General features: G+C 66.0%; 18 protein-coding genes. 14 read left to right on the plus strand and 4 right to left on the minus strand.

Annotated elements, in window-relative coordinates; translation table 11 throughout:
• The first annotated feature begins 115 nt into the window (after nt 1-115).
• The 11 genes from BJA_RS15680 to BJA_RS15730 all read left to right on the plus strand — a co-directional run bounded on the left by BJA_RS15680 (nt 116) and on the right by BJA_RS15730 (nt 13195).
• The gene (locus tag BJA_RS15680; RefSeq protein WP_038966065.1) at nt 116-2245 is read left to right on the plus strand and encodes an acetate--CoA ligase family protein; all 2130 of its coding nucleotides are present in this window, start codon (nt 116-118) and stop codon (nt 2243-2245) included.
• A 166-nt stretch (nt 2246-2411) separates the two neighbouring features.
• Nucleotides 2412-3254: an IclR family transcriptional regulator gene (locus tag BJA_RS15685; RefSeq protein ID WP_038966068.1), complete on the plus strand. Its 843-nt coding sequence runs from the start codon at nt 2412-2414 to the stop codon at nt 3252-3254.
• 113 nt (nt 3255-3367) lie between these two features.
• Nucleotides 3368-4336, plus strand: a complete 969-nt coding sequence (locus BJA_RS15690; protein ID WP_038966067.1) for a Bug family tripartite tricarboxylate transporter substrate binding protein — start codon at nt 3368-3370, stop codon at nt 4334-4336.
• A complete protein-coding gene (locus BJA_RS15695) occupies nt 4333-4818 on the plus strand; it encodes a tripartite tricarboxylate transporter TctB family protein (protein ID WP_011085946.1) in 486 nt (161 codons plus the stop codon). The genes BJA_RS15690 and BJA_RS15695 overlap by 4 nt, the downstream gene beginning before the upstream one ends.
• Nucleotides 4818-6317, plus strand: a complete 1500-nt coding sequence (locus BJA_RS15700) for a tripartite tricarboxylate transporter permease (protein WP_028172209.1) — start codon at nt 4818-4820, stop codon at nt 6315-6317. Before BJA_RS15695 ends, BJA_RS15700 begins: the two co-directional genes overlap by 1 nt.
• A 54-nt stretch (nt 6318-6371) precedes the next feature.
• Nucleotides 6372-7169: an NYN domain-containing protein gene (locus BJA_RS15705; RefSeq protein ID WP_011085948.1), complete on the plus strand. Its 798-nt coding sequence runs from the start codon at nt 6372-6374 to the stop codon at nt 7167-7169.
• 85 nt (nt 7170-7254) lie between these two features.
• Complete coding sequence (locus BJA_RS15710) at nt 7255-9057, plus strand: adenine deaminase C-terminal domain-containing protein (protein WP_011085949.1); 1803 nt, start codon at nt 7255-7257, stop codon at nt 9055-9057.
• Between the two features lie 152 nt (nt 9058-9209).
• Nucleotides 9210-11000, plus strand: coding sequence for a glyoxylate carboligase (gene gcl, locus BJA_RS15715; RefSeq protein WP_011085950.1), 1791 nt, complete (start codon nt 9210-9212; stop codon nt 10998-11000).
• Between the two features lie 11 nt (nt 11001-11011).
• Nucleotides 11012-11797: a hydroxypyruvate isomerase gene (gene hyi / locus BJA_RS15720; protein ID WP_011085951.1), complete on the plus strand. Its 786-nt coding sequence runs from the start codon at nt 11012-11014 to the stop codon at nt 11795-11797.
• A 12-nt stretch (nt 11798-11809) separates the two neighbouring features.
• Nucleotides 11810-12697 (plus strand): 2-hydroxy-3-oxopropionate reductase, encoded by an 888-nt coding sequence (locus BJA_RS15725; RefSeq protein WP_011085952.1) that lies wholly within the window; start codon nt 11810-11812, stop codon nt 12695-12697.
• A 114-nt stretch (nt 12698-12811) separates the two neighbouring features.
• On the plus strand, nt 12812-13195 hold the full coding sequence (locus tag BJA_RS15730; RefSeq protein WP_028172203.1) for a DUF1236 domain-containing protein: 384 nt from the start codon (nt 12812-12814) through the stop codon (nt 13193-13195).
• A 39-nt stretch (nt 13196-13234) separates the two neighbouring features.
• Here BJA_RS15730 and BJA_RS15735 read toward each other — a convergent pair whose 3' ends face one another.
• From BJA_RS15735 to BJA_RS15745, 3 genes are all read right to left on the minus strand, one after another.
• Nucleotides 13235-13612 carry a VanZ family protein gene (locus BJA_RS15735; protein WP_038966059.1) on the minus strand — a complete coding sequence of 126 codons (378 nt, stop codon included), beginning with the start codon at nt 13610-13612 and terminating at the stop codon, nt 13235-13237.
• Nucleotides 13613-13687: 75 nt separating this feature from the next.
• Nucleotides 13688-14296 (minus strand): thiamine pyrophosphate-dependent enzyme, encoded by a 609-nt coding sequence (locus BJA_RS15740; RefSeq protein ID WP_011085955.1) that lies wholly within the window; start codon nt 14294-14296, stop codon nt 13688-13690.
• Nucleotides 14297-14306: 10 nt separating this feature from the next.
• A complete protein-coding gene (locus tag BJA_RS15745; RefSeq protein WP_028172200.1) occupies nt 14307-14864 on the minus strand; it encodes a thiamine pyrophosphate-binding protein in 558 nt (185 codons plus the stop codon).
• Nucleotides 14865-15131: 267 nt separating this feature from the next.
• Here BJA_RS15745 and BJA_RS15750 point away from each other — a divergent pair, with 267 nt between their 5' ends.
• The 3 genes from BJA_RS15750 to BJA_RS15760 all read left to right on the plus strand — a co-directional run bounded on the left by BJA_RS15750 (nt 15132) and on the right by BJA_RS15760 (nt 17158).
• Nucleotides 15132-16181, plus strand: a complete 1050-nt coding sequence (locus BJA_RS15750; protein ID WP_038966058.1) for a hydroxyacid dehydrogenase — start codon at nt 15132-15134, stop codon at nt 16179-16181.
• Between the two features lie 119 nt (nt 16182-16300).
• Nucleotides 16301-16750, plus strand: a complete 450-nt coding sequence (locus tag BJA_RS15755) for a flagellar basal body rod protein FlgC (protein ID WP_011085958.1) — start codon at nt 16301-16303, stop codon at nt 16748-16750.
• A 195-nt stretch (nt 16751-16945) separates the two neighbouring features.
• Entirely contained in the window at nt 16946-17158 is a 213-nt protein-coding gene (locus tag BJA_RS15760) for a hypothetical protein (RefSeq protein WP_028172197.1), read from the plus strand.
• A gap of 3 nt (nt 17159-17161) precedes the next feature.
• Here BJA_RS15760 and BJA_RS15765 read toward each other — a convergent pair whose 3' ends face one another.
• Complete coding sequence (locus BJA_RS15765; protein WP_028172196.1) at nt 17162-17740, minus strand: GNAT family N-acetyltransferase; 579 nt, start codon at nt 17738-17740, stop codon at nt 17162-17164.

Genomic DNA, 17740 nt, shown 5'->3' on the forward strand with positions numbered 1-17740 from the left:
GCTTTATGCCACTCCGTTCCGCCGCATGGAACAGAGCGCGGCGAATGGCAAGCATCACGGGCAGCCGCAATACGCGCGCTTTGCAAAGAACGAACCAGGTCAAGGGAGAAGCCACATGTCCAATTCCAAAGATGCCGTCCGCAAGGTGCTCGACCAGGTCAAGGCGGACAACCGCACGAGCCTGACGGCGCCGGAAGGCAAGCTGGTCTGCGACGCCTACGGCATTCCGGTGCCGAAGGAGGGCGTGGCAAGGTCGGCAGGCGAGGCCGGCAAGATGGCCGCCTCGATGGGCTTCCCAGTGGTGATGAAGATCGTCTCGCCGGACATTCTCCATAAGACCGAAGCCGGCGGCGTCATCGTCGGCCTCAAGACGGCGGAGGATGCCGAGAAGGCCTACGAGACCATTCTCGGCAACGCCAAGAAGTACAAGGCCGATGCCAAGATCGAGGGCGTCCAGGTGCAGCAGATGCTGGCCGGCGGCACCGAGGTCATCGTCGGCTCGATCACCGACGGCTCGTTCGGCAAGCTGGTCGCCTTCGGCCTCGGCGGCGTGCTGGTCGAAGTGCTGAAGGACATCACCTTCCGCCTCGCGCCCGCGACCAAGGAAGACGCGCTCTCGATGCTCGACGGCATCCAGGCCCATGAGATCCTGAAGGGCGTGCGCGGCGGCGAGCCCGTGAACCGCACGGCGCTTGCCGACGTCATCGTCAAGGTCTCGCAGCTCGTCACCGATTTCCCTGAAATCGTCGAGCTCGACCTCAATCCGGTGTTCGCGACGGCGAAGAGCGCGATTGCGGCCGACGTGCGCATCGTCGTCGACTTCGCCTATGTGCCCAAACCGAAGCCGCGCCCGACCGAAGAGATCGTAGCTGCCATGAGCCGCATCATGCAGCCGAAGGCGGTCGCCGTGGTCGGCGCCTCCGCCGAGGACGGCAAGATCGGCAACTCCGTGATGAAGAACCTCATCAACGGCGGCTACAAGGGCGACATCTATCCGATCCATCCCAAGGCCACCGAGATCCTCGGCTACAAGGCCTACAAGAGCGTCAAGGACGTGCCGGGTGTGATCGACACGGCGGTGTTCGCGATTCCCGCGAAGTTCGTGGCTGCTGCGCTGACCGAATGCGGCGAGAAGAAAATTCCGGGTGCGGTGCTGATCCCGTCGGGCTTCGCCGAGGCCGGCGCGCCGGAGCTGCAGGCCGAGATCGTCGAGGTCGGCAAGAAGTACGACATCCGCCTGATGGGGCCGAACATCTACGGCTTCTACTATACGCCGGCCAATCTCTGCGCGACCTTCTGCACCGCCTACGACGTCAAGGGCCACGCGGCGCTGTCGTCGCAGTCGGGCGGCATCGGCATGGCCATCATCGGCTTCTCGCGCTCGGCCAAGATGGGCGTCTCGGCGATCGTCGGCCTCGGCAACAAGTCGGATATCGACGAGGACGATCTGCTCGCCTTCTTCGAGCAGGATCCCAACACCAACCTGATCGCGCAGCACTGCGAGGACCTCAAGGACGGCCGTGCCTTCGCGGAAGCCGCCAAGCGCGTCTCCAAGAAGAAGCCGGTCGTCGTGCTCAAGGCCGGCCGCACCTCGGCCGGCGCCAAGGCGGCCTCCTCGCACACCGGCGCGCTCGCCGGTAATGACAAGATCTACGAGGACGTCCTGGCGCAGTCCGGCGTGATCCGCGCCCGCAGCTTGCGGCAGCTGCTCGAATTCGCCCGCGGCGTGCCGGTGCTGCCGACGCCGAAGGGCGAGAACGTGCTGATCATCACCGGTGCGGGCGGCTCGGGCGTGCTGCTGTCGGACTCCTGCGTCGACAACGGCCTGTCGCTGATGTCGATGCCGCCGGATCTGGATGCGGCCTTCCGCAAGTTCATCCCGCCGTTTGGAGCCGCCGGAAATCCTGTGGATATCACCGGTGGCGAGCCGCCGATCACCTACGTCAACACCGTGAAGCTCGGCCTGTCGGACGAGCGGATCCATTCGCTGATCCTCGGCTACTGGCACACCATCGTCACCCCGCCGATGGTGTTCGCCCGCAACATGGTCGAGGTGAAGAAGGAGATGGAGGCCAAGGGCTTCGTGAAGCCGATCGTGGCCTCGCTCGCCGGCGACGTCGAGGTCGAGGAAGCCGCCGAATATCTCTACCAGAACGGCATCCCGGCCTACGCCTATTCGACCGAACTGCCGGTCGAGGTCCTGGGTGCCAAGTACAAGTGGGCGCGCGGGGCAGGGCTGCTCTGAGCCTCATCTCACACGTCATCCCGGGGCGATGCGACGGGACCGCGCAAGCGTGGCCCGGAGCATCGAACCCGGGTCTCGAGATTCCGGGTCTGGTACGCCAGGCCCGCGCTGCGCGCAGTCCCGGCGCACCATCCCGGAATGACGGATGCACAAGCGGCAGGTCGCGATGAGCAAGAACGTGATCCGGCGCAAATCGCTCGAGCCCAGGTCGCCTTCGGAGGCCGACCATGACGCACGCGACGGCGGCGTGCAGTCCGTCGACCGCGCGCTGTCGATCCTCGAGACGCTGGCCGAAGACGACGAGGGCTATCGCCTCAGCGATCTCGCCGTGCGCACCGGCCTGTCGGCCTCCACCGTCCATCGCCTGCTGGCAACGCTGGAAAGCCGCCGCTTCGTGCAGTTCGACCGCGCCGAATCCAAATGGCATGTCGGCGTGCGCGGCTTCACGGTGGGCGCGAGCTTTGCCCGGCGGCGTAATTTCTCCACGCAGGCGATTCCCTATTTGCGCAAGCTGCGCGATCTCACCCGCGAGACCGCTAATCTCGCCGTCGTCGACGATGAGTTCATCATCGTGCTGACCCGCATGGAGAGCCGCGAGATCATGCGCTCGCTGACCCAGGTCGGCGGCCGCGTCGCCATGGTGACGTCGGGCGTCGGCAAGGCGGTGCTCGCAACCTATTCCGACGAGGACGTCGGCGCCGTCATCCGCCATCACGGCATGCCGCGCCTGACCGAGAAATCGATCGTGCGGCCGAGCGACCTGTTCAAGGAGCTCGCGACGATCCGCAAGCAGGGCTTTGCGATCGATGACGAAGAGGCCTGCACGGGCCTGCGCTGTATTGCCGCAGTCGTCTACAACGACTGCGCCGAGCCGCTGGCGGCGATCTCCGTCTCCGGCATGACCAGCCGTCTGACCGACGACAGGCTGCCGGAAATCGGGCGAATTGTGCGCGATGTCGCCGGTGAGCTGACGGTTGCGCTCGGCGGGGTGATGCCGAACTCCCGCTGAAGGAACACCGGCGCCGTCGCTGGACAGCATCGGCCGTTTTGGCTGATATGCGACCAAACGACACAATGCGGCAGCTGATCAGCAACGTCCGCACGAGCCTGGAGAATGCCCTCATGTTTCGATTTCCCGCGCGCCTTGTCGGCGCAGCCGTTGCGCTGACCCTTGCGGCAGCCACGCCGAGCCTTGCCCAGCAGCTCGAGCTCAAGCTGATGGCGCCGGCGGCACCGGGCGGGGGCTGGGACCAGACCGCGCGCTCGATGCAGCAGGCGCTTGTCGCCGCGGGCGTCGCGCGCAGCGTGCAGGTCACCAACGTTCCTGGCGCCGGCGGCAGCGTCGGCATCGCGCAGTTCGTCAACGGCGCCAAGGGCGACGGCAACCAGCTGATGGTCAACGGCTTCGTCATGGTCGGCGCGCTCGCCATGAACAAGTCGCCGGTGACGCTCGAGCAGGTGACGCCGATCGCGCGCCTCACCGAGGAAATCCAGGTGATCGTGGTGCCCGCGAATTCGCCGATCAAGACGGCGCAGGATCTCGCCGCTGCGGTGAAGGCCGATATCGCCAAGGTGACCTTCGCCGGCGGCTCGGCCGGCGGCGTCGACCATGTCATGGCGGCACTGTTCGCCGGCGCCGTCGGCGCCGATGCGAAGAAGATCAACTACATCCCGTTCTCCGGCGGCGGCGAGTCTCTGGCGGCGATCCTCGGCGGCAAGGTCACCGCGGGCATTTCGGGGATGAGCGAATATGAAGGGCAGATCAAATCCGGCAAGCTGCGCGCAATCGGCGTGACCTCGGAGAAGCGCATCGCGGGCAGCGACATCCCGACCTTCAAGGAGCAGGGCATCGACCTCGTGATCGCCAACTGGCGCTCGGTGGTCGCGCCTCCCGGCATCACCGCGGAGCAGCGCAAAACCCTAGGCGATGCGGTCGAGAAGATGGTGAAGTCGGACGCCTGGAAGGACATCCTCAAGCAGAAGGGCTGGGAGGACGCCTATCTCGGCGGCGACGCTTTCGCCGACTTCCTGAAGAAGGAAACGGTGCGCGTCACCGACGTGCTGAGGTCGGTCGGCCTGGTCAAGTCATGACCTCAGGCGATCCCGCCCAGCCGCCGCGGCGCGTCGATCGCGCCGGCGTCGTCATCGCTGCACTGCTCGCAGGTCTTGCCGCGGTGCTGGTCTGGGACGCGCGCGGCCTGCAATCCACCACGATGTACGGGATGGGGCCGGAGGCGATGCCGGTGGTGATCGCCACCGGCCTCGCGCTGCTCGCGATCGGCAATCTCATCGACGCGCTGCGCGGCAACCTGCCGGCGCGCGAGAGCGCCGATCCCGTGCCTGTGGTCTTGATCCTCGCCGGCCTTGCGCTGCTGATCGCCATCATCGGCTTCGGCGGCGGCTTCATCCTGGCGACGTCGGCGCTGTTCGTCACGACGTCGGCGGCGTTCGGACGCCGTGCCGTCCTTGTCGATTCCGTCATCGCGCTCGTGATGTCGACCCTCATCTATCTCGCGTTCGACCGGCTGTTGACGCTGAGCCTTCCCGCTGGCCCCCTGGAGCGACTGCTGTGATGGACACCTTCGCCGCGCTGGCGCACGGCATGGCGGTCGCCGTCCAGCCGATGAATCTGCTCTATGCGCTGATCGGCGTATTCCTGGGCACCGCCGTCGGCGTGCTGCCCGGCATCGGCCCGGCATTGACGGTCGCGCTGCTGTTGCCGGTGACCTACAAGCTCGATCCCGGCGGCTCGCTGATCATGTTTGCCGGCATCTATTATGGCGGCATGTATGGCGGTTCGACCACCGCGATCCTGATCAACACGCCGGGCGAGAGCGCCTCGATGGCGACCGCGCTCGAAGGCAACAAGATGGCCAAGGCCGGCCGCGGCGGGCCGGCGCTCGCGACCTCCGCGATCGGCTCCTTCGTCGCCGGCACCATCGCCACCATCGGGCTTGCCTTTCTCGCGCCCTGGCTGGTCGATTTCGCCGTGCGCTTCGGCCCCGAGGACTATTTCGCGCTGATGTGCGTCGCCTTCGTCACGGTGTCGGCGACCTTCGGCGATTCCCCGGTCCGCGGCCTCACCAGCCTGTTCATCGGCCTGACGCTCGGCCTCGTCGGCATCGACAAGCTGACCGGTCAGGCGCGGCTGGCGTTCGGCGTCCCCGAACTGCTCGACGGCGTCGAGGTGACGACGCTCGCGGTCGGCCTGTTCGCGCTGGGCGAGGCGCTCTACGTCGCATCGCGCCGCCACCACACCGAGGAGAAGCTCGAGCCGGTGCGCGGCTCGCTGTGGATGACGAAGGAAGACTGGAAGCGGTCATGGAAGCCGTGGCTGCGCGGCACCATGTTCGGCTTCCCGATCGGTGCGCTGCCGGCGGGCGGCGCGGAGATCCCGACCTTCCTGTCCTATTCGACCGAGAAACGGCTGACCAAGCACCCGGAAGAATTCGGCAAGGGCGCGATCGAAGGCGTCGCGGGACCGGAGGCCGCCAACAACGCCTCGGCCGCCGGAACGCTGGTGCCGCTCTTGACGCTGGGATTGCCGACCTCGGCGACGGCCGCGATGATGCTGGCGGGCTTCCAGCAATACGGCCTCAATCCGGGGCCGCTGCTGTTCGCCGAGCGGCCGGACCTCGTGTGGGGCCTGATCGCGAGCCTCTTCATCGCCAATTGCATGCTGTTGGTGCTCAACCTGCCGCTGGTCGGGCTGTGGGTGCGGTTGCTCGCGATCCCGCAGCCGTGGCTCTATGCCGGCATCCTCGTGTTCGCGACCATGGGCACCATCGCGGCCAAGCCGTCGGTGGTCGAATTGTCGATGCTGGCGGGCTTCGGCGTGCTCGGCTTCCTGATGCGCCGGTTCGACTTTCCGATCGCGCCCGTCGTCGTCGGCCTGATCCTCGGCCCGATCGCCGAGAGCCAGTTGCGCAGGGCGCTCGCGATCAGCCTCGGCGATCCCATGACGCTGCTCCAGAGCCCGATCTCGGCGACGCTGCTCGTCATCGCGCTGGTTGCGCTGCTGGCCCCGTTCGTGCTGAAGGGGATGGGGCGCTTCAAGGCGAATGAGGACTAGCCGTCCCGGCGCGCGCGTCCTTGAATGCTGCGTCCAGCTCGTTGAGGAAACGCCATGCCGTCGGAACTTCGCTCGCCCCGTCTCGCCGTCCTGATCGATGCCGACAACGCCTCCGCAAAGATCGCGGATGGCCTGTTCGAGGAGATTGCCAAGATCGGCGAAGCCAGCGTTCGCCGCATCTATGGCGACTTCTCCAGCTCGCGGTCCAAGGGGTGGGCTGATATTCTGTCGAAGCACGCCATCATCCCGCAGCAGCAATTCGCCTATACGACGGGAAAGAACGCGTCCGACATCACCCTGGTCATCGACGCCATGGACCTGCTCCACAGCGGCCGGTTCGACGGCTTCTGCCTGGTGTCATCCGACAGCGACTTTACCCGTCTGGCCGCCCGCATCCGGGAACAGGGCGTCGACGTCTTCGGGTTCGGCGAGCAGAAGACGCCGGAAAGCTTCAGGCAGGCCTGCCGAAGGTTCGTCTACACCGAGAACCTGCTTGCCGCCCCGACGACCAACCAGGACGCCGCCGCAAGATCGACGTCGCTTCAGCCGCTTGATGCAGCGACCCCCATCATCAAGAAGGTCATCACCCAGATGGAGAGCGAGGACGGCTGGGTCGCGCTCGGGGAAGTCGGACGGCAGCTCGCCAATCTGGCGTCCGATTTCGATCCGAGGACGTTCGGGTTCCGCAAGCTGAGCGACCTCGTGCGCAAGACCAACTCGTTCGAGATCGACGAGTCAAAGGGCCGCTCGATGCGGATTCGGGTCAAGCCCGCTGCCGCAGCGCCGCCGAGAAGGCGGAACCCGCGCAGGCCTGCAAGGGCGGCGACGGGCGGCTCGGCGCCTAAGGCGTAAGCAGGGCCTGCCGTTATATTTGCGCTTGCCCGCTATGGCGCGGGGCGTAACCATCGCTGGGCCGTAACGCCACGCGAGGGTCCCGATGACCAGACTTACCCGCTTCGCCGTCGCACCGCTGCATTCGATGACCCGGCGTCTGGCCGATGTCGCCTCCGCGCGCGTCGCGCCGGATCTCGTGGTCACGGGGGCCCGAGTGCTTTCGACCTATTCGGAGCGCATCCACGCGAACCGCGAGGTCTGGATCACCGGCGGCCGTGTCGCCGCGGTCAAGCCGGCTGGAACGGCCAGGAAGGCGTGGAGCGGTGTTGCCCTCTACGACGCGGCCGGCGCGATCATCGCGCCGGGGCTGGTCGATCCGCATATCCACATCGAATCCTCGATGGTGACGGCCTGCGCCTACGCCGAGGCCGCACTGCTGAACGGTACCACCACCATCTTCTGCGACAGCCACGAGATCGGCAACGTCATGGACGTCGCCGGCGTCGAGGCGATGCTGGAGGACGCGCGGCAGGCGCCGCTCTCGATCTTTTTGACGGTGCCGTCGACCGTCCCGGCCACGTCGGCGGAGCTTGAGACCGCAGGCGGCGACCTCACGCCCGACAAGATCGCTGGCCTGTTCGACCGTTGGCCCGAGGCGGTGGCGCTCGGCGAGAAGATGGATTTCGTGCCGGTGACCATGGGCGACGAGCGGAGCCACGCCATCCTCGCCGCCGCCTTGAAGCGCGGACGCCCGGTGTCCGGCCACGTCTACGGCCGTGAATTCGTCGCGGCCTATGCGGCGAGCGGCGTCACCGACACCCATGAGGCGATCGACCGCGACATCGCCGACGATCTGCTCGACGCCGGCGTCTGGGTGTTCCTGCGCGGCGGCCCGCCGACCACGCCCTGGCACTCGCTGCCGCAAGCGATCCGGACGATCACCGAGCTCGGGGCCTCGCACAAGCGCACCGCCGTGTGCACCGACGACCGCGACGCCGACGATCTCCTGCTGTTCGGCCTCGACTGGGTGGTGCGCGAGGCGGTGAAGGCGGGCATGTCGCCCGAACAGGCCTGGTCGATGGGCTCGCTGCACGGCGCCACCCGCTTCGGCATGGAGGGCGATATCGGCGGGCTCGGCGGCGGCCGCCGCGCCGATCTCGTGCTGATGGACGATCAGCTCAAGCCGCAATGCACCTGGTATGGCGGCGAGCTTGTGGTCGAGCACGGCAAGATCACGCCTCGGCTCGATCAGGCGCTGTCGCAGCGCTATCAATATCCGAAGGCGGCCTATGCGACCGTGAAGCTCCCGGAGAAGGTCAAGCTGACGCCGGAGCTGCCGGCGAAAGCCTGCACCGTCAACGCCATCAAGACCGCGCTGCCGGGCATCACCTTGATCCACGAGAAAGTCGCAATCGAGCCGGCCAAGGACTGGCCGACGCTGTTCGCACGCTACGGCCTGTGCTTCGTCACCGTCGTCGAGCGCCACGGCAAATCGGCCGGCAATGTCGCCTATGGCCTGCTGAAGGATTTTGGCCTGAAGCGCGGCGCGGTCGCCTCCAGCGTCGGGCACGACAGCCACAACATCATCGTTGCCGGAACCAACGAACCCGACATGCAGGTCGCGATCGCGGCGATCAAGGAGCACCAGGGCGCTGTCTGCGTCGTCGCCGACGGCAAGGTGAGAGCGCTGGTGCCGCTGCCGATCGCGGGGCTGTTGTCCGACAAGCGTGTCACGGAGGTGGCCGAGGAGGTCAAGGTGCTGAAGAAGGAATGGGCGGAAGCCGGTTGCACCATCCCCTACATGGGCTTCAATCTGATTCCGCTATCGGTCATTCCGGAAATTCGCATCACCGACAAGGGCCTCGTGCTGGTGCCGCAGATGGAGCTGGCGCCGCTGTTCGAGTGAAGCGCTTTCACGGATATCTCGATCTAACTGATTGACACGCCCACGATTTTTCCACGGCTGCCGCATCGTGGAAAATAAAATCGATCTCGTTGAGATCGCACCTTGCGCGCCCGATGATCTCGCTCGCTGACGCAACTTGAGCGAGGTCCGATATGGCGAAGATGCGAGCTATCGATGCGGCCGTGCGAATTCTGGAGAAGGAAGGCATCTCGACTGCCTTCGGCGTTCCAGGAGCCGCGATCAATCCGCTTTACTCGGCGTTGAAGAAGCGCGGCTCGATCCGCCATATCCTGGCGCGTCATGTCGAGGGCGCCTCGCACATGGCCGAGGGCTATACGCGGGCGAAGGCCGGCAATATCGGGGTCTGCATCGGTACGTCGGGGCCGGCCGGCACCGACATGATCACCGGGCTCTATTCGGCGATCGCCGATTCGATTCCGATCCTCTGCATCACCGGGCAGGCGCCGCGGGCGCGGCTCTACAAGGAGGATTTTCAGGCGGTCGATATCGAGTCGATCGCAAAGCCCGTGACCAAATGGGCGGTCACCGTGCGCGAGCCGGCGCTGGTGCCGCGGGTGTTCAGCCAGGCGTTTCACGTCATGCGCTCAGGGCGGCCGGGGCCGGTGCTGATCGACATGCCGCTCGACGTGCAGCTCGCCGAGATCGAGTTCGACGACGAGACCTATGAGCCGCTGCCGGTTTACAAGCCGGCCGCGACCCGCAAGCAGGTCGAGAAGGCGCTGGAGATGCTCAACGCGGCCGAGCGGCCGCTGATCGTGGCGGGCGGCGGCATCATCAACGCGGACGCCTCGGACCTCCTGGTCGAATTCGCCGAGATCGCCAATGTGCCGGTCGTGCCGACGCTGATGGGGTGGGGCGCGATCCCCGACGATCACGTGCTGATGGCCGGCATGGTCGGCCTTCAGACCAGTCACCGCTACGGCAACGCCACGATGCTCGAATCGGATTTCGTGCTCGGCATCGGCAACCGCTGGGCCAACCGCCACACCGGCTCGGTCGAGACCTACACCAAGGGCCGCACCTTCGTGCATGTCGACATCGAGCCGACGCAGATCGGGCGGGTGTTCAATCCCGATCTCGGCATCGTCTCGGACGCCAAGGCTGCGCTCGAGCTCTTCGTCGCCGTCGCCAGGGAGTGGCGCCGGTCAGGCAGGCTCCGCGAGCGCCAGGCGTGGCCCGCGGCCTGCCGCGATCGCAAGCGCTCGATGCTGCGCAAGAGCCATTTCGACAACGTCCCGATCAAGCCGCAGCGCGTCTACGAGGAGATGAACAAGGCGTTCGGCCGCGACACCACCTATGTCACCGTGATCGGCCTGTCGCAGATCGCGGGTGCGCAGTTCCTCGGCGTCTACAAGCCGCGCAACTGGATCAATGCGGGGCAGGCGGGGCCGCTGGGCTGGACGCTGCCCGCGGCGCTCGGCGTGCGCGCGGCCTGCCCGGATCGCGACATCGTCGCGCTGTCAGGCGATTACGATTTCCAGTTCCTGATCGAGGAGCTCGCGGTCGGGGCGCAGTTCAACCTGCCCTACATCCACGTCGTCGTGAACAATTCCTATCTCGGCCTGATCCGCCAGGCCCAGCGCGGCTTCGACATGGACTACCACGTCCAGCTCTCGTTCGAGAACATCAACGCGCCCGAGCTCGGCGGCTACGGTGTCGACCATGTCGCCGTCGCCGAAGGCCTCGGCTGCAAGGCGATCCGCGTCACCGATCCCAAGGACTCGCAGGCCGCGTTTGCGACGGCGCGCGAGCTGATGGCGAAGCACCGCGTGCCCGTGGTGGTCGAGTTCATCCTCGAACGCGTCACCAACATCGCGATGGGGACGGAGATCGACAACATCGTCGAGTTCGAGGAGGTGCTGGACCTGGCCCTCGACGAGGTCGGGACCAAGCGGCCCGGCGTGCTTCAGCCGGCGGAATAGGGGACAGCATCATGCCGAAGTTTGCCGCCAACCTCACCATGCTCTTCAACGAGATGCCGTTCCTCGACCGCTTCGCCGCGGCGAAAGCGGCGGGCTTTGCCGGGGTCGAATATCTCTTCCCCTATGATTTCGACAAGGCGCAGCTCCGAGAGCAGCTCGAGGCCCACGGGCTGACGCAGGTGCTGCACAATCTACCGGCCGGCAATTGGGCCGGGGGCGAGCGCGGCATCGCGATCCTGCCGGATCGCACCGCCGAATTCCGCGACGGCGTGTTCCGCGCCATCGATTATGCCAAGGCGCTCGATTGCGACCAGCTCAACTGCCTCGTCGGCATCGCGCCCGCCGATGCCGATCCGCGCGAGCTCAACGAGACCCTGGTCGGCAATCTACGCTTTGCCGCCTCGACGCTGGCGCGGGAGAACATCAGGCTGCTGGTCGAGCCGATCAACACGCTCGACATTCCCGGCTTCCATCTCAACGGCACCGAGCAGGCGGTGCAGCTCATCTCTGAGGTGCGGTCGAACAATTTGTTCATCCAGTACGACGTCTACCACATGCAGATCATGGAGGGCGATCTCGCCCGCACCATGCAGGAATATCTCCCGCAGATCGCCCACATCCAGCTCGCCGACAATCCCGGCCGTCACGAGCCGGGCACCGGCGAGATCAACTACCCCTTCCTGTTCCGCCACCTCGACGCGATCGGCTATCGCGGCTGGATCGGCTGCGAATACAAGCCGCGCACCACGACGCTGGAAGGCCTGTCCTGGCACGCGGCGCAGACATTCGAGACCTGAGGAAAATTAGACATGATCGACATCGGCTTTATCGGACTTGGCACCATGGGACGGCCGATGGCCGGCCATCTTCTGGCCGCGGGCCATCGCGTGCTCCTGCACGACGTTGCGCCGGTGTCGCCCGAGCTGATCGCGGCGGGCGGCATCGCCTGCAAGTCGGGCAGGGAGGTCGCGGAGGAGGCGGATGCCGTCATCATCATGGTGCCGGATACGCCGCATGTTGAGGCTGTGCTGTTCGGCAAGGACGGCGTCGCGAGCGGCATCTCCAAGGGTAAGATCGTCGTCGACATGAGCTCGATCTCGCCGCTGGCGACGAAGGAGTTTGCCAAGAAGATCGAGGCGCTGGGTGCGGACTATCTCGATGCGCCAGTATCGGGCGGGGAGGTCGGGGCGAAAGCTGCGAGCCTCACCATCATGGTCGGCGGGCCGGAGCGGGCCTTTGGCACCATGAAGCCGATCTTCGACAGGATGGGCAAGAACATCACGCATGTCGGCGCCAATGGCGACGGACAGACCACGAAGGTCGCCAATCAGATCATCGTCGCGCTGACGATCGAGGCGGTGAGCGAAGCGCTGCTGTTCGCATCGAAGGCCGGGGCGAACCCCGCGCTGGTGCGCAAGGCGCTGATGGGCGGCTTTGCCTCGTCGCGGATTCTCGAAGTGCATGGCGAGCGCATGGTAAAGCGCAATTTCGATCCCGGCTTCCGCATCGAGCTGCACCAGAAGGATCTCAATCTCGCGCTCGAAGGCGCTCGCTCGCTCGGACTGTCGCTGCCGAGCACAGCGGTGGCGCAGCAATTGTTCTCATCCTGCACCGCGCATGGCGGCAAGGGCTGGGATCATTCGGCGATGGTGCGCGCGCTGGAACTGATGGCGGGGCACGAGATCGCCGCGGCGTAAGCGTTACGCGGGAACACTCTCCAGATTTGACCTGTCTTTCGTCCCGCGGGAACCGGAACAATGGTCCGCTCCCGCGGGTTGGGAGTGCATGACAATCACTGGAGAGATAAGCGCATGAAAACCCGTCTTGCGATTTCGTTGGCTGCCGCGTCGCTGCTGGCGTCGAGTGCGGCCTTTGCTCAGTCGACGACCGAAGAGGGCGCGAGGAACGGCGCGCGTGCGGGCGGCGATATCGGTGGTCCGGTCGGAGCGATGGTCGGCGGCACCGTCGGTGCGGCCGTCGGCGCCGGCCTCGAAATCCCGAATGCGATCCTGGGCGGAATCCCGCGCGATGACTCTGTCGTGATCCACGAGCGCGTCGTGGTCGGCGAGCCGCTGCCCCCGACCGTGGTGCTGCGTCCCGTGCCGAACTACACCGAATATCGCTATGCGGTCGTGAACGACCGCCGCGTCATCGTCGAGCCGCGGACCCGCCGCGTCGTCAAGATCATCGACTGACCGGCATAAGCGTTGAGTGAAAACGGGCCCTGCGGAGCGTCACTCCGCGGGGCCTTCGCTTGTGACGGATACGCTCGGGCGTAGCCGTGTCATGACCCAATCGGCTGCGGCTGCGAGCGCGAAGCCGGCGCAGCCGGTGGCGGCATCGACCAGAAAATCCTCCAGCCGTGCATGGCGTCCCGGCGTCCAGAACTGCATCAGCTCGAGCAGGCCGATCAGGATGACCGAGACGGCCGCCGCTGCCAGGCGTCGCTTCCGATAGGCGAGGCCGAAGGCCAGCCCGACCAGGATGAAGGCGAGCGCATGCTCGCCGTCCTGGCCGAGGTCGGAATGGGGGCGCAGGCCGGGCGGACCGAGGGTTGCAAAGGCAACGGCCGCAGCGAGCAGCCAGGCAAAGGCACGAACCAAAATGGACATCCGCACCGCTTAGCATGGTTTTGCAGGGCCTGCGCGGGCTGCGGATCAGATCGCCGTGTAGTTAATGACGAAACGTTAAAGTGGCTCGCGCACGCCGAGGCCCTGCATGAAACGCTCCCGGATCTGCACGGGATCGCGCCGGGTGGTGCCGACGCCCGGCTTGTCGTCGATGCGGACCGCGATCAGGCTCGGCTCGGGGGCCGACATGGCCTCCTCGACCAGGCGCTCGAAATCCTCCTCGTCCGCGGCCCAGGCGCTGTTGGCGAGCCCCGAGCCGGCGGCGATGGCGACGATATCGGCGACGTCAGCGGCCGGCGTCGGCTGCGCGCCGGTGATCTGGTAGATGCCGTTGTCCATCACGATCATGATCAGGTTCTTCGGCTTCAACGCCGCAATCGTCGAGAGTGCGCCGAGCTGCATCAGCAGCGAGCCGTCGCCTTCGAGCGCGAAGACGCGGCGCTTCGGCTGCGCCAGCGCAACGCCGAGCGCGATCGGGAAGGCGAGCCCCATGCTGCCGAGCATGTAGAAATTCTGCGGGCGGTGGCCGGCGGCCCAGAGGTCGAAATTGGTATTGCCGATGCCGCCGATCACGGCCTCCTCGTGCTTGAGCTTTGCGATCAGGCGCGAGGTGACATCGAAGCGGTTCATCACCTTGGTGTTGCGCGTGTTCATGTTTGAACTCATTTGGCCGGCCTCACTTGTCGAAGACCTTGCCGCCGGTGAGCAGCGGGTTGAGGATCAGGGCCACCGGCGCCTGCGTGGTGATCGCCTGCTTGATCGAGCGGTCGGCGATGAATTCAAGCTCGTCGAGCCGGGTGATGGTGTGATGCTCCAGCGCCAGCGAATCCAGCACCGGGCGCATGGTGCGGCAGACCAGCGACTGGCCGTAGTTGAACTCGCCGAGCGTGCCGCGCTCGGACACGAACATGATCAGCGGGATCTGGTAGGGCACCGCGAGCGAGGCCAGCACGTTGGCGAGCGTGGCAAAGCCCGAGGTCTGCATCAGCACCGCGCCGCGCCGTCCGCCCATCCAGGCGCCCGAGACGATGCCGACGGCTTCCTCCTCGCGGGCGGTGGCGAAGGTGGTGAAGAAGGGATCGGCATGCAGGTTCTTGATCAGCGGCGTCAGCACGCGGTCGGGCACGTAAGGGATCAGGCTGATCTCGTTCCGCTTCAAGGTCTGCAGGACGATGCCGTGCCAGCTCCCGTCGCCGGACCCCTGCGTCGAGGTCTGCTGTTCCGCAATCGCCATTGCGCTCTCCCTTGGCGTATTCCTTGGGCCGCGCATGCTTCTTGGTCTTTGCCATTGCCCTGGCCGTCGCGGCGATCCGCCGAACTTGACGCAGGCCGCGGGATTGTCAACATGTCCGGGCCGGCACCGTGATCTGCGCCAGGCGGCCTGCCGTGGCCGGCACCGCCATGTCATAAGCGGCGACAATGAGAAATTGGGAGGAAGGCATGGACGGGCGCGCGCCGCGCTGACCTTGTGGGCCTCCTCGAGAGAGCCGGAAGGGTCCTGATGTCCGTCAACAACAAGCGCGTCTTCTACGTCAAATATCTGGCCAATCCGATCTATATCGACATCCTCAAGGCGCGACCCGACGTCCGGCTCGACCGCATCGAGAACGAGAGCCCCGAAGACTTCTATGCGCCGATCGTCTCGGCCGCCCATGTCTACCAGATCGGCGCGGCCCGCGACGAGCTCGCCCCGCACTTCCATGTCGATGCCGCCTTCCTGAAACGGACGCCGAATTTGCTGCTCGTCTCCAGCAACGGCGCGGGCTTCGATCCCGTTGACGTCGAAGCCTGTACCGATGCGGGCGTGCTGGTCGTCAACCAGTCCGGCGGCAACGCCCATTCGGTCGCCGAGCATGCGCTGGCGATGATGCTGACGCTATCCAAGCGCATCATCCAGTCCGACCGTCGCCTGCGCCGCGAGCGCGACGTCAATCGCAATGACCTCGTCGGCAACGAGGTCGAGCACAAGACCGTCGGCATCATCGGCCTCGGCAATGTCGGCCGCCGCATCGCCGCGCTGTGCAACGGCCTGCTCGGCATGAAGGTGCTGGCCTATGACCCGTATCTAACCGCCGAAGTGATGGCCGAGCGCGGCGGCGAGAAGGTCGAGCTCGACGAGCTGCTGCGCCGCGCCGACTTCGTCTCGATCTCCTGCCCGCTCAACAAGGGCAGCCGCAACATGATCAGCGTGCGTGAATTCGCGCTGATGCAGCCGCATGCCTATTTCATCACCACCGCGCGCGGCTTCATCCACGACGAGGACGCGCTGCTCCAGGCGCTGCGCGACAAGCGCATTGCGGGGGCCGGTCTCGACGTCTGGTCCAAGGAGCCGCCGCCGCCCGAGCATCCGCTGCTCCAGTTCGACAACGTGCTGGCGAGCCCGCATACCGCGGGCGTGACGACCGAGGCGCGCCAGAACATGGGCCGCATCGCCGCCGAGCAGGTGCTGGACACGCTCGACGGCAAGCGCCCGCCGCGCATCATCAATCCCGAGGTCTGGCCGCGCTACGCCGAGCGCTTCAAGCAGGCGTTCGGCGTGATGCCCGGGTAGGGACGCGCACGAAGGTCGATTGCGCTCCAATCATTGGTTACCGCGATGAGAATACAAAGTCGTGCATCTTATCGATTGCGTGAGGGAACGCGTATTTCTTGTCCTGTAGATGAAAGGCCATGAGCATATTTTCGATTGCCACATCCGGACTTTCTGCAGCGAGTTTGCGCGTGAGCGTGGCCGCGAGCAACATCGCCAATATCAGCACGACCGGCCCGTTACCTGCGTCAGGCGGATCGAGCACATCGGCCGGTGCGGGCAGTTCGGGCATTGGTCCGACCTTTCCCGCGGCTTATGTGCCGCTGCGCGTCGATCAGGTCTCCCAATCGAGCGGCTCGACGCCGGGCGGTTCGGTCGCGACCGTGTCGGCGGTTTCGCCGAGCTATATCGCACAGTCGGATCCGAGCGCTCCCTTCGCAAACGAGGACGGCCTGGTCGCAGCGCCGAATGTCGATCTCGCCGGCGAATTCGTTGAACTGGTGACCGCGAAGTACAGCTTCATTGCCAATGCGAAGGTCATTCAAGCTTATGCCGAGACGACAGAGTCGCTGCTCGATATCACGACGTAATGATTGATGTCGGCCCGTGCGCCTCGTGTCGCGCGCGCCTTCCGCGAGGCTTTGGGCAGGGCGGGGCGGCTGACGGATCGAACCGACGCCTGGACCGGCGGCGGGAACCGTTGCCGGCCTTGATCCCGGTCAAAATCTGCCTCCCCGAAACCGGGTAAATGGGATTAGAGTGCTGCCGAGGCAGCAGGAGGTCCCATGTCCACTTATGTCGTCAGGTTCATGAAGGACGTGCTCGGGGAGTACGGCCGGCAGATCGAGGTCTGCCAGGGCACGCTCGAGATCGACGCCGCCGACGAGGACGAGGCCAGGGAACGGGCGAAGGCGCGGTTTTGCAAGGACCAGGCGTTGTGTGACTGGTCGCTGCATGCCGATCGCATCCACGTCAGACCGGCCGACTTCCCCTCGTAAGGCTTACCGGCCGGGTGCCGTTGCCGGCGGCGGCGCGGTTGCGCCCGCGCCGAGCGAGCGTTGCACCATGACGGTGTCGGACCAGCGGCCGTGCCGGTAGGCGACGCCGCAGAGCAGGCCGGCGCGCGCGAAACCGAACTTTTCGTGCAGCGCCAGCGAGGGCGCGTTGTCGGCGTCGATATAGCCGATCATCTGGCGGAAGCCGGCCGCCGCACAAACATCGACCAGCTCCTGGAGCAATAGCCGTCCGACGCCGCGGCCGAGATGCGCGTGGTGGACGTAGATCGAGTGTTTGGCGGTGTAGCGATAGGCCGGGCGCTTGCGGAACAGCACCGCATAGGCGTAGCCGACCACCTCGCCGCGATAGGTCGCGACCAGATGCGGCAGGCGGGTCTGCTTCAGGTTCTTGCGCCGGTCGCGCAGATCGTCCGGCTCCGGCGCGCCGGTTCCCTCGACATCGCGCGGCACGCCGTTGCGGACATGATGGCGGTAGATCGCTAGCATCGCCTCGACATCGCTCTCGCGCGAGGGGCGGACCTGGACCGGCTCGTCATCCGCGCGGATTGCGGCTGTCTCGTTCAT

Origin of the sequence: Bradyrhizobium diazoefficiens USDA 110 (genome assembly GCF_000011365.1) — a bacterium.
Lineage (GTDB): Bacteria > Pseudomonadota > Alphaproteobacteria > Rhizobiales > Xanthobacteraceae > Bradyrhizobium > Bradyrhizobium diazoefficiens.

Bases quoted from the DNA above. Each gene is read 5' to 3' on its own strand.
- BJA_RS15680 (WP_038966065.1), top strand. From the start codon at position 116: ATGTCCAATTCCAAAGATGCCGTCCGCAAGGTGCTCGACCAGGTCAAG.
- BJA_RS15685 (WP_038966068.1), top strand. From the start codon at position 2,412: ATGAGCAAGAACGTGATCCGGCGCAAATCGCTCGAGCCCAGGTCGCCT.
- BJA_RS15690 (WP_038966067.1), top strand. From the start codon at position 3,368: ATGTTTCGATTTCCCGCGCGCCTTGTCGGCGCAGCCGTTGCGCTGACC.
- BJA_RS15695 (WP_011085946.1), top strand. From the start codon at position 4,333: ATGACCTCAGGCGATCCCGCCCAGCCGCCGCGGCGCGTCGATCGCGCC.
- BJA_RS15700 (WP_028172209.1), top strand. From the start codon at position 4,818: ATGGACACCTTCGCCGCGCTGGCGCACGGCATGGCGGTCGCCGTCCAG.
- BJA_RS15705 (WP_011085948.1), top strand. From the start codon at position 6,372: ATGCCGTCGGAACTTCGCTCGCCCCGTCTCGCCGTCCTGATCGATGCC.
- BJA_RS15710 (WP_011085949.1), top strand. From the start codon at position 7,255: ATGACCAGACTTACCCGCTTCGCCGTCGCACCGCTGCATTCGATGACC.
- gcl (WP_011085950.1), top strand. From the start codon at position 9,210: ATGGCGAAGATGCGAGCTATCGATGCGGCCGTGCGAATTCTGGAGAAG.
- hyi (WP_011085951.1), top strand. From the start codon at position 11,012: ATGCCGAAGTTTGCCGCCAACCTCACCATGCTCTTCAACGAGATGCCG.
- BJA_RS15725 (WP_011085952.1), top strand. From the start codon at position 11,810: ATGATCGACATCGGCTTTATCGGACTTGGCACCATGGGACGGCCGATG.
- BJA_RS15730 (WP_028172203.1), top strand. From the start codon at position 12,812: ATGAAAACCCGTCTTGCGATTTCGTTGGCTGCCGCGTCGCTGCTGGCG.
- BJA_RS15735 (WP_038966059.1), bottom strand. From the start codon at position 13,612: ATGTCCATTTTGGTTCGTGCCTTTGCCTGGCTGCTCGCTGCGGCCGTT.
- BJA_RS15740 (WP_011085955.1), bottom strand. From the start codon at position 14,296: ATGAGTTCAAACATGAACACGCGCAACACCAAGGTGATGAACCGCTTC.
- BJA_RS15745 (WP_028172200.1), bottom strand. From the start codon at position 14,864: ATGGCGATTGCGGAACAGCAGACCTCGACGCAGGGGTCCGGCGACGGG.
- BJA_RS15750 (WP_038966058.1), top strand. From the start codon at position 15,132: ATGTCCGTCAACAACAAGCGCGTCTTCTACGTCAAATATCTGGCCAAT.
- BJA_RS15755 (WP_011085958.1), top strand. From the start codon at position 16,301: ATGAGCATATTTTCGATTGCCACATCCGGACTTTCTGCAGCGAGTTTG.
- BJA_RS15760 (WP_028172197.1), top strand. From the start codon at position 16,946: ATGTCCACTTATGTCGTCAGGTTCATGAAGGACGTGCTCGGGGAGTAC.
- BJA_RS15765 (WP_028172196.1), bottom strand. From the start codon at position 17,740: ATGAACGAGACAGCCGCAATCCGCGCGGATGACGAGCCGGTCCAGGTC.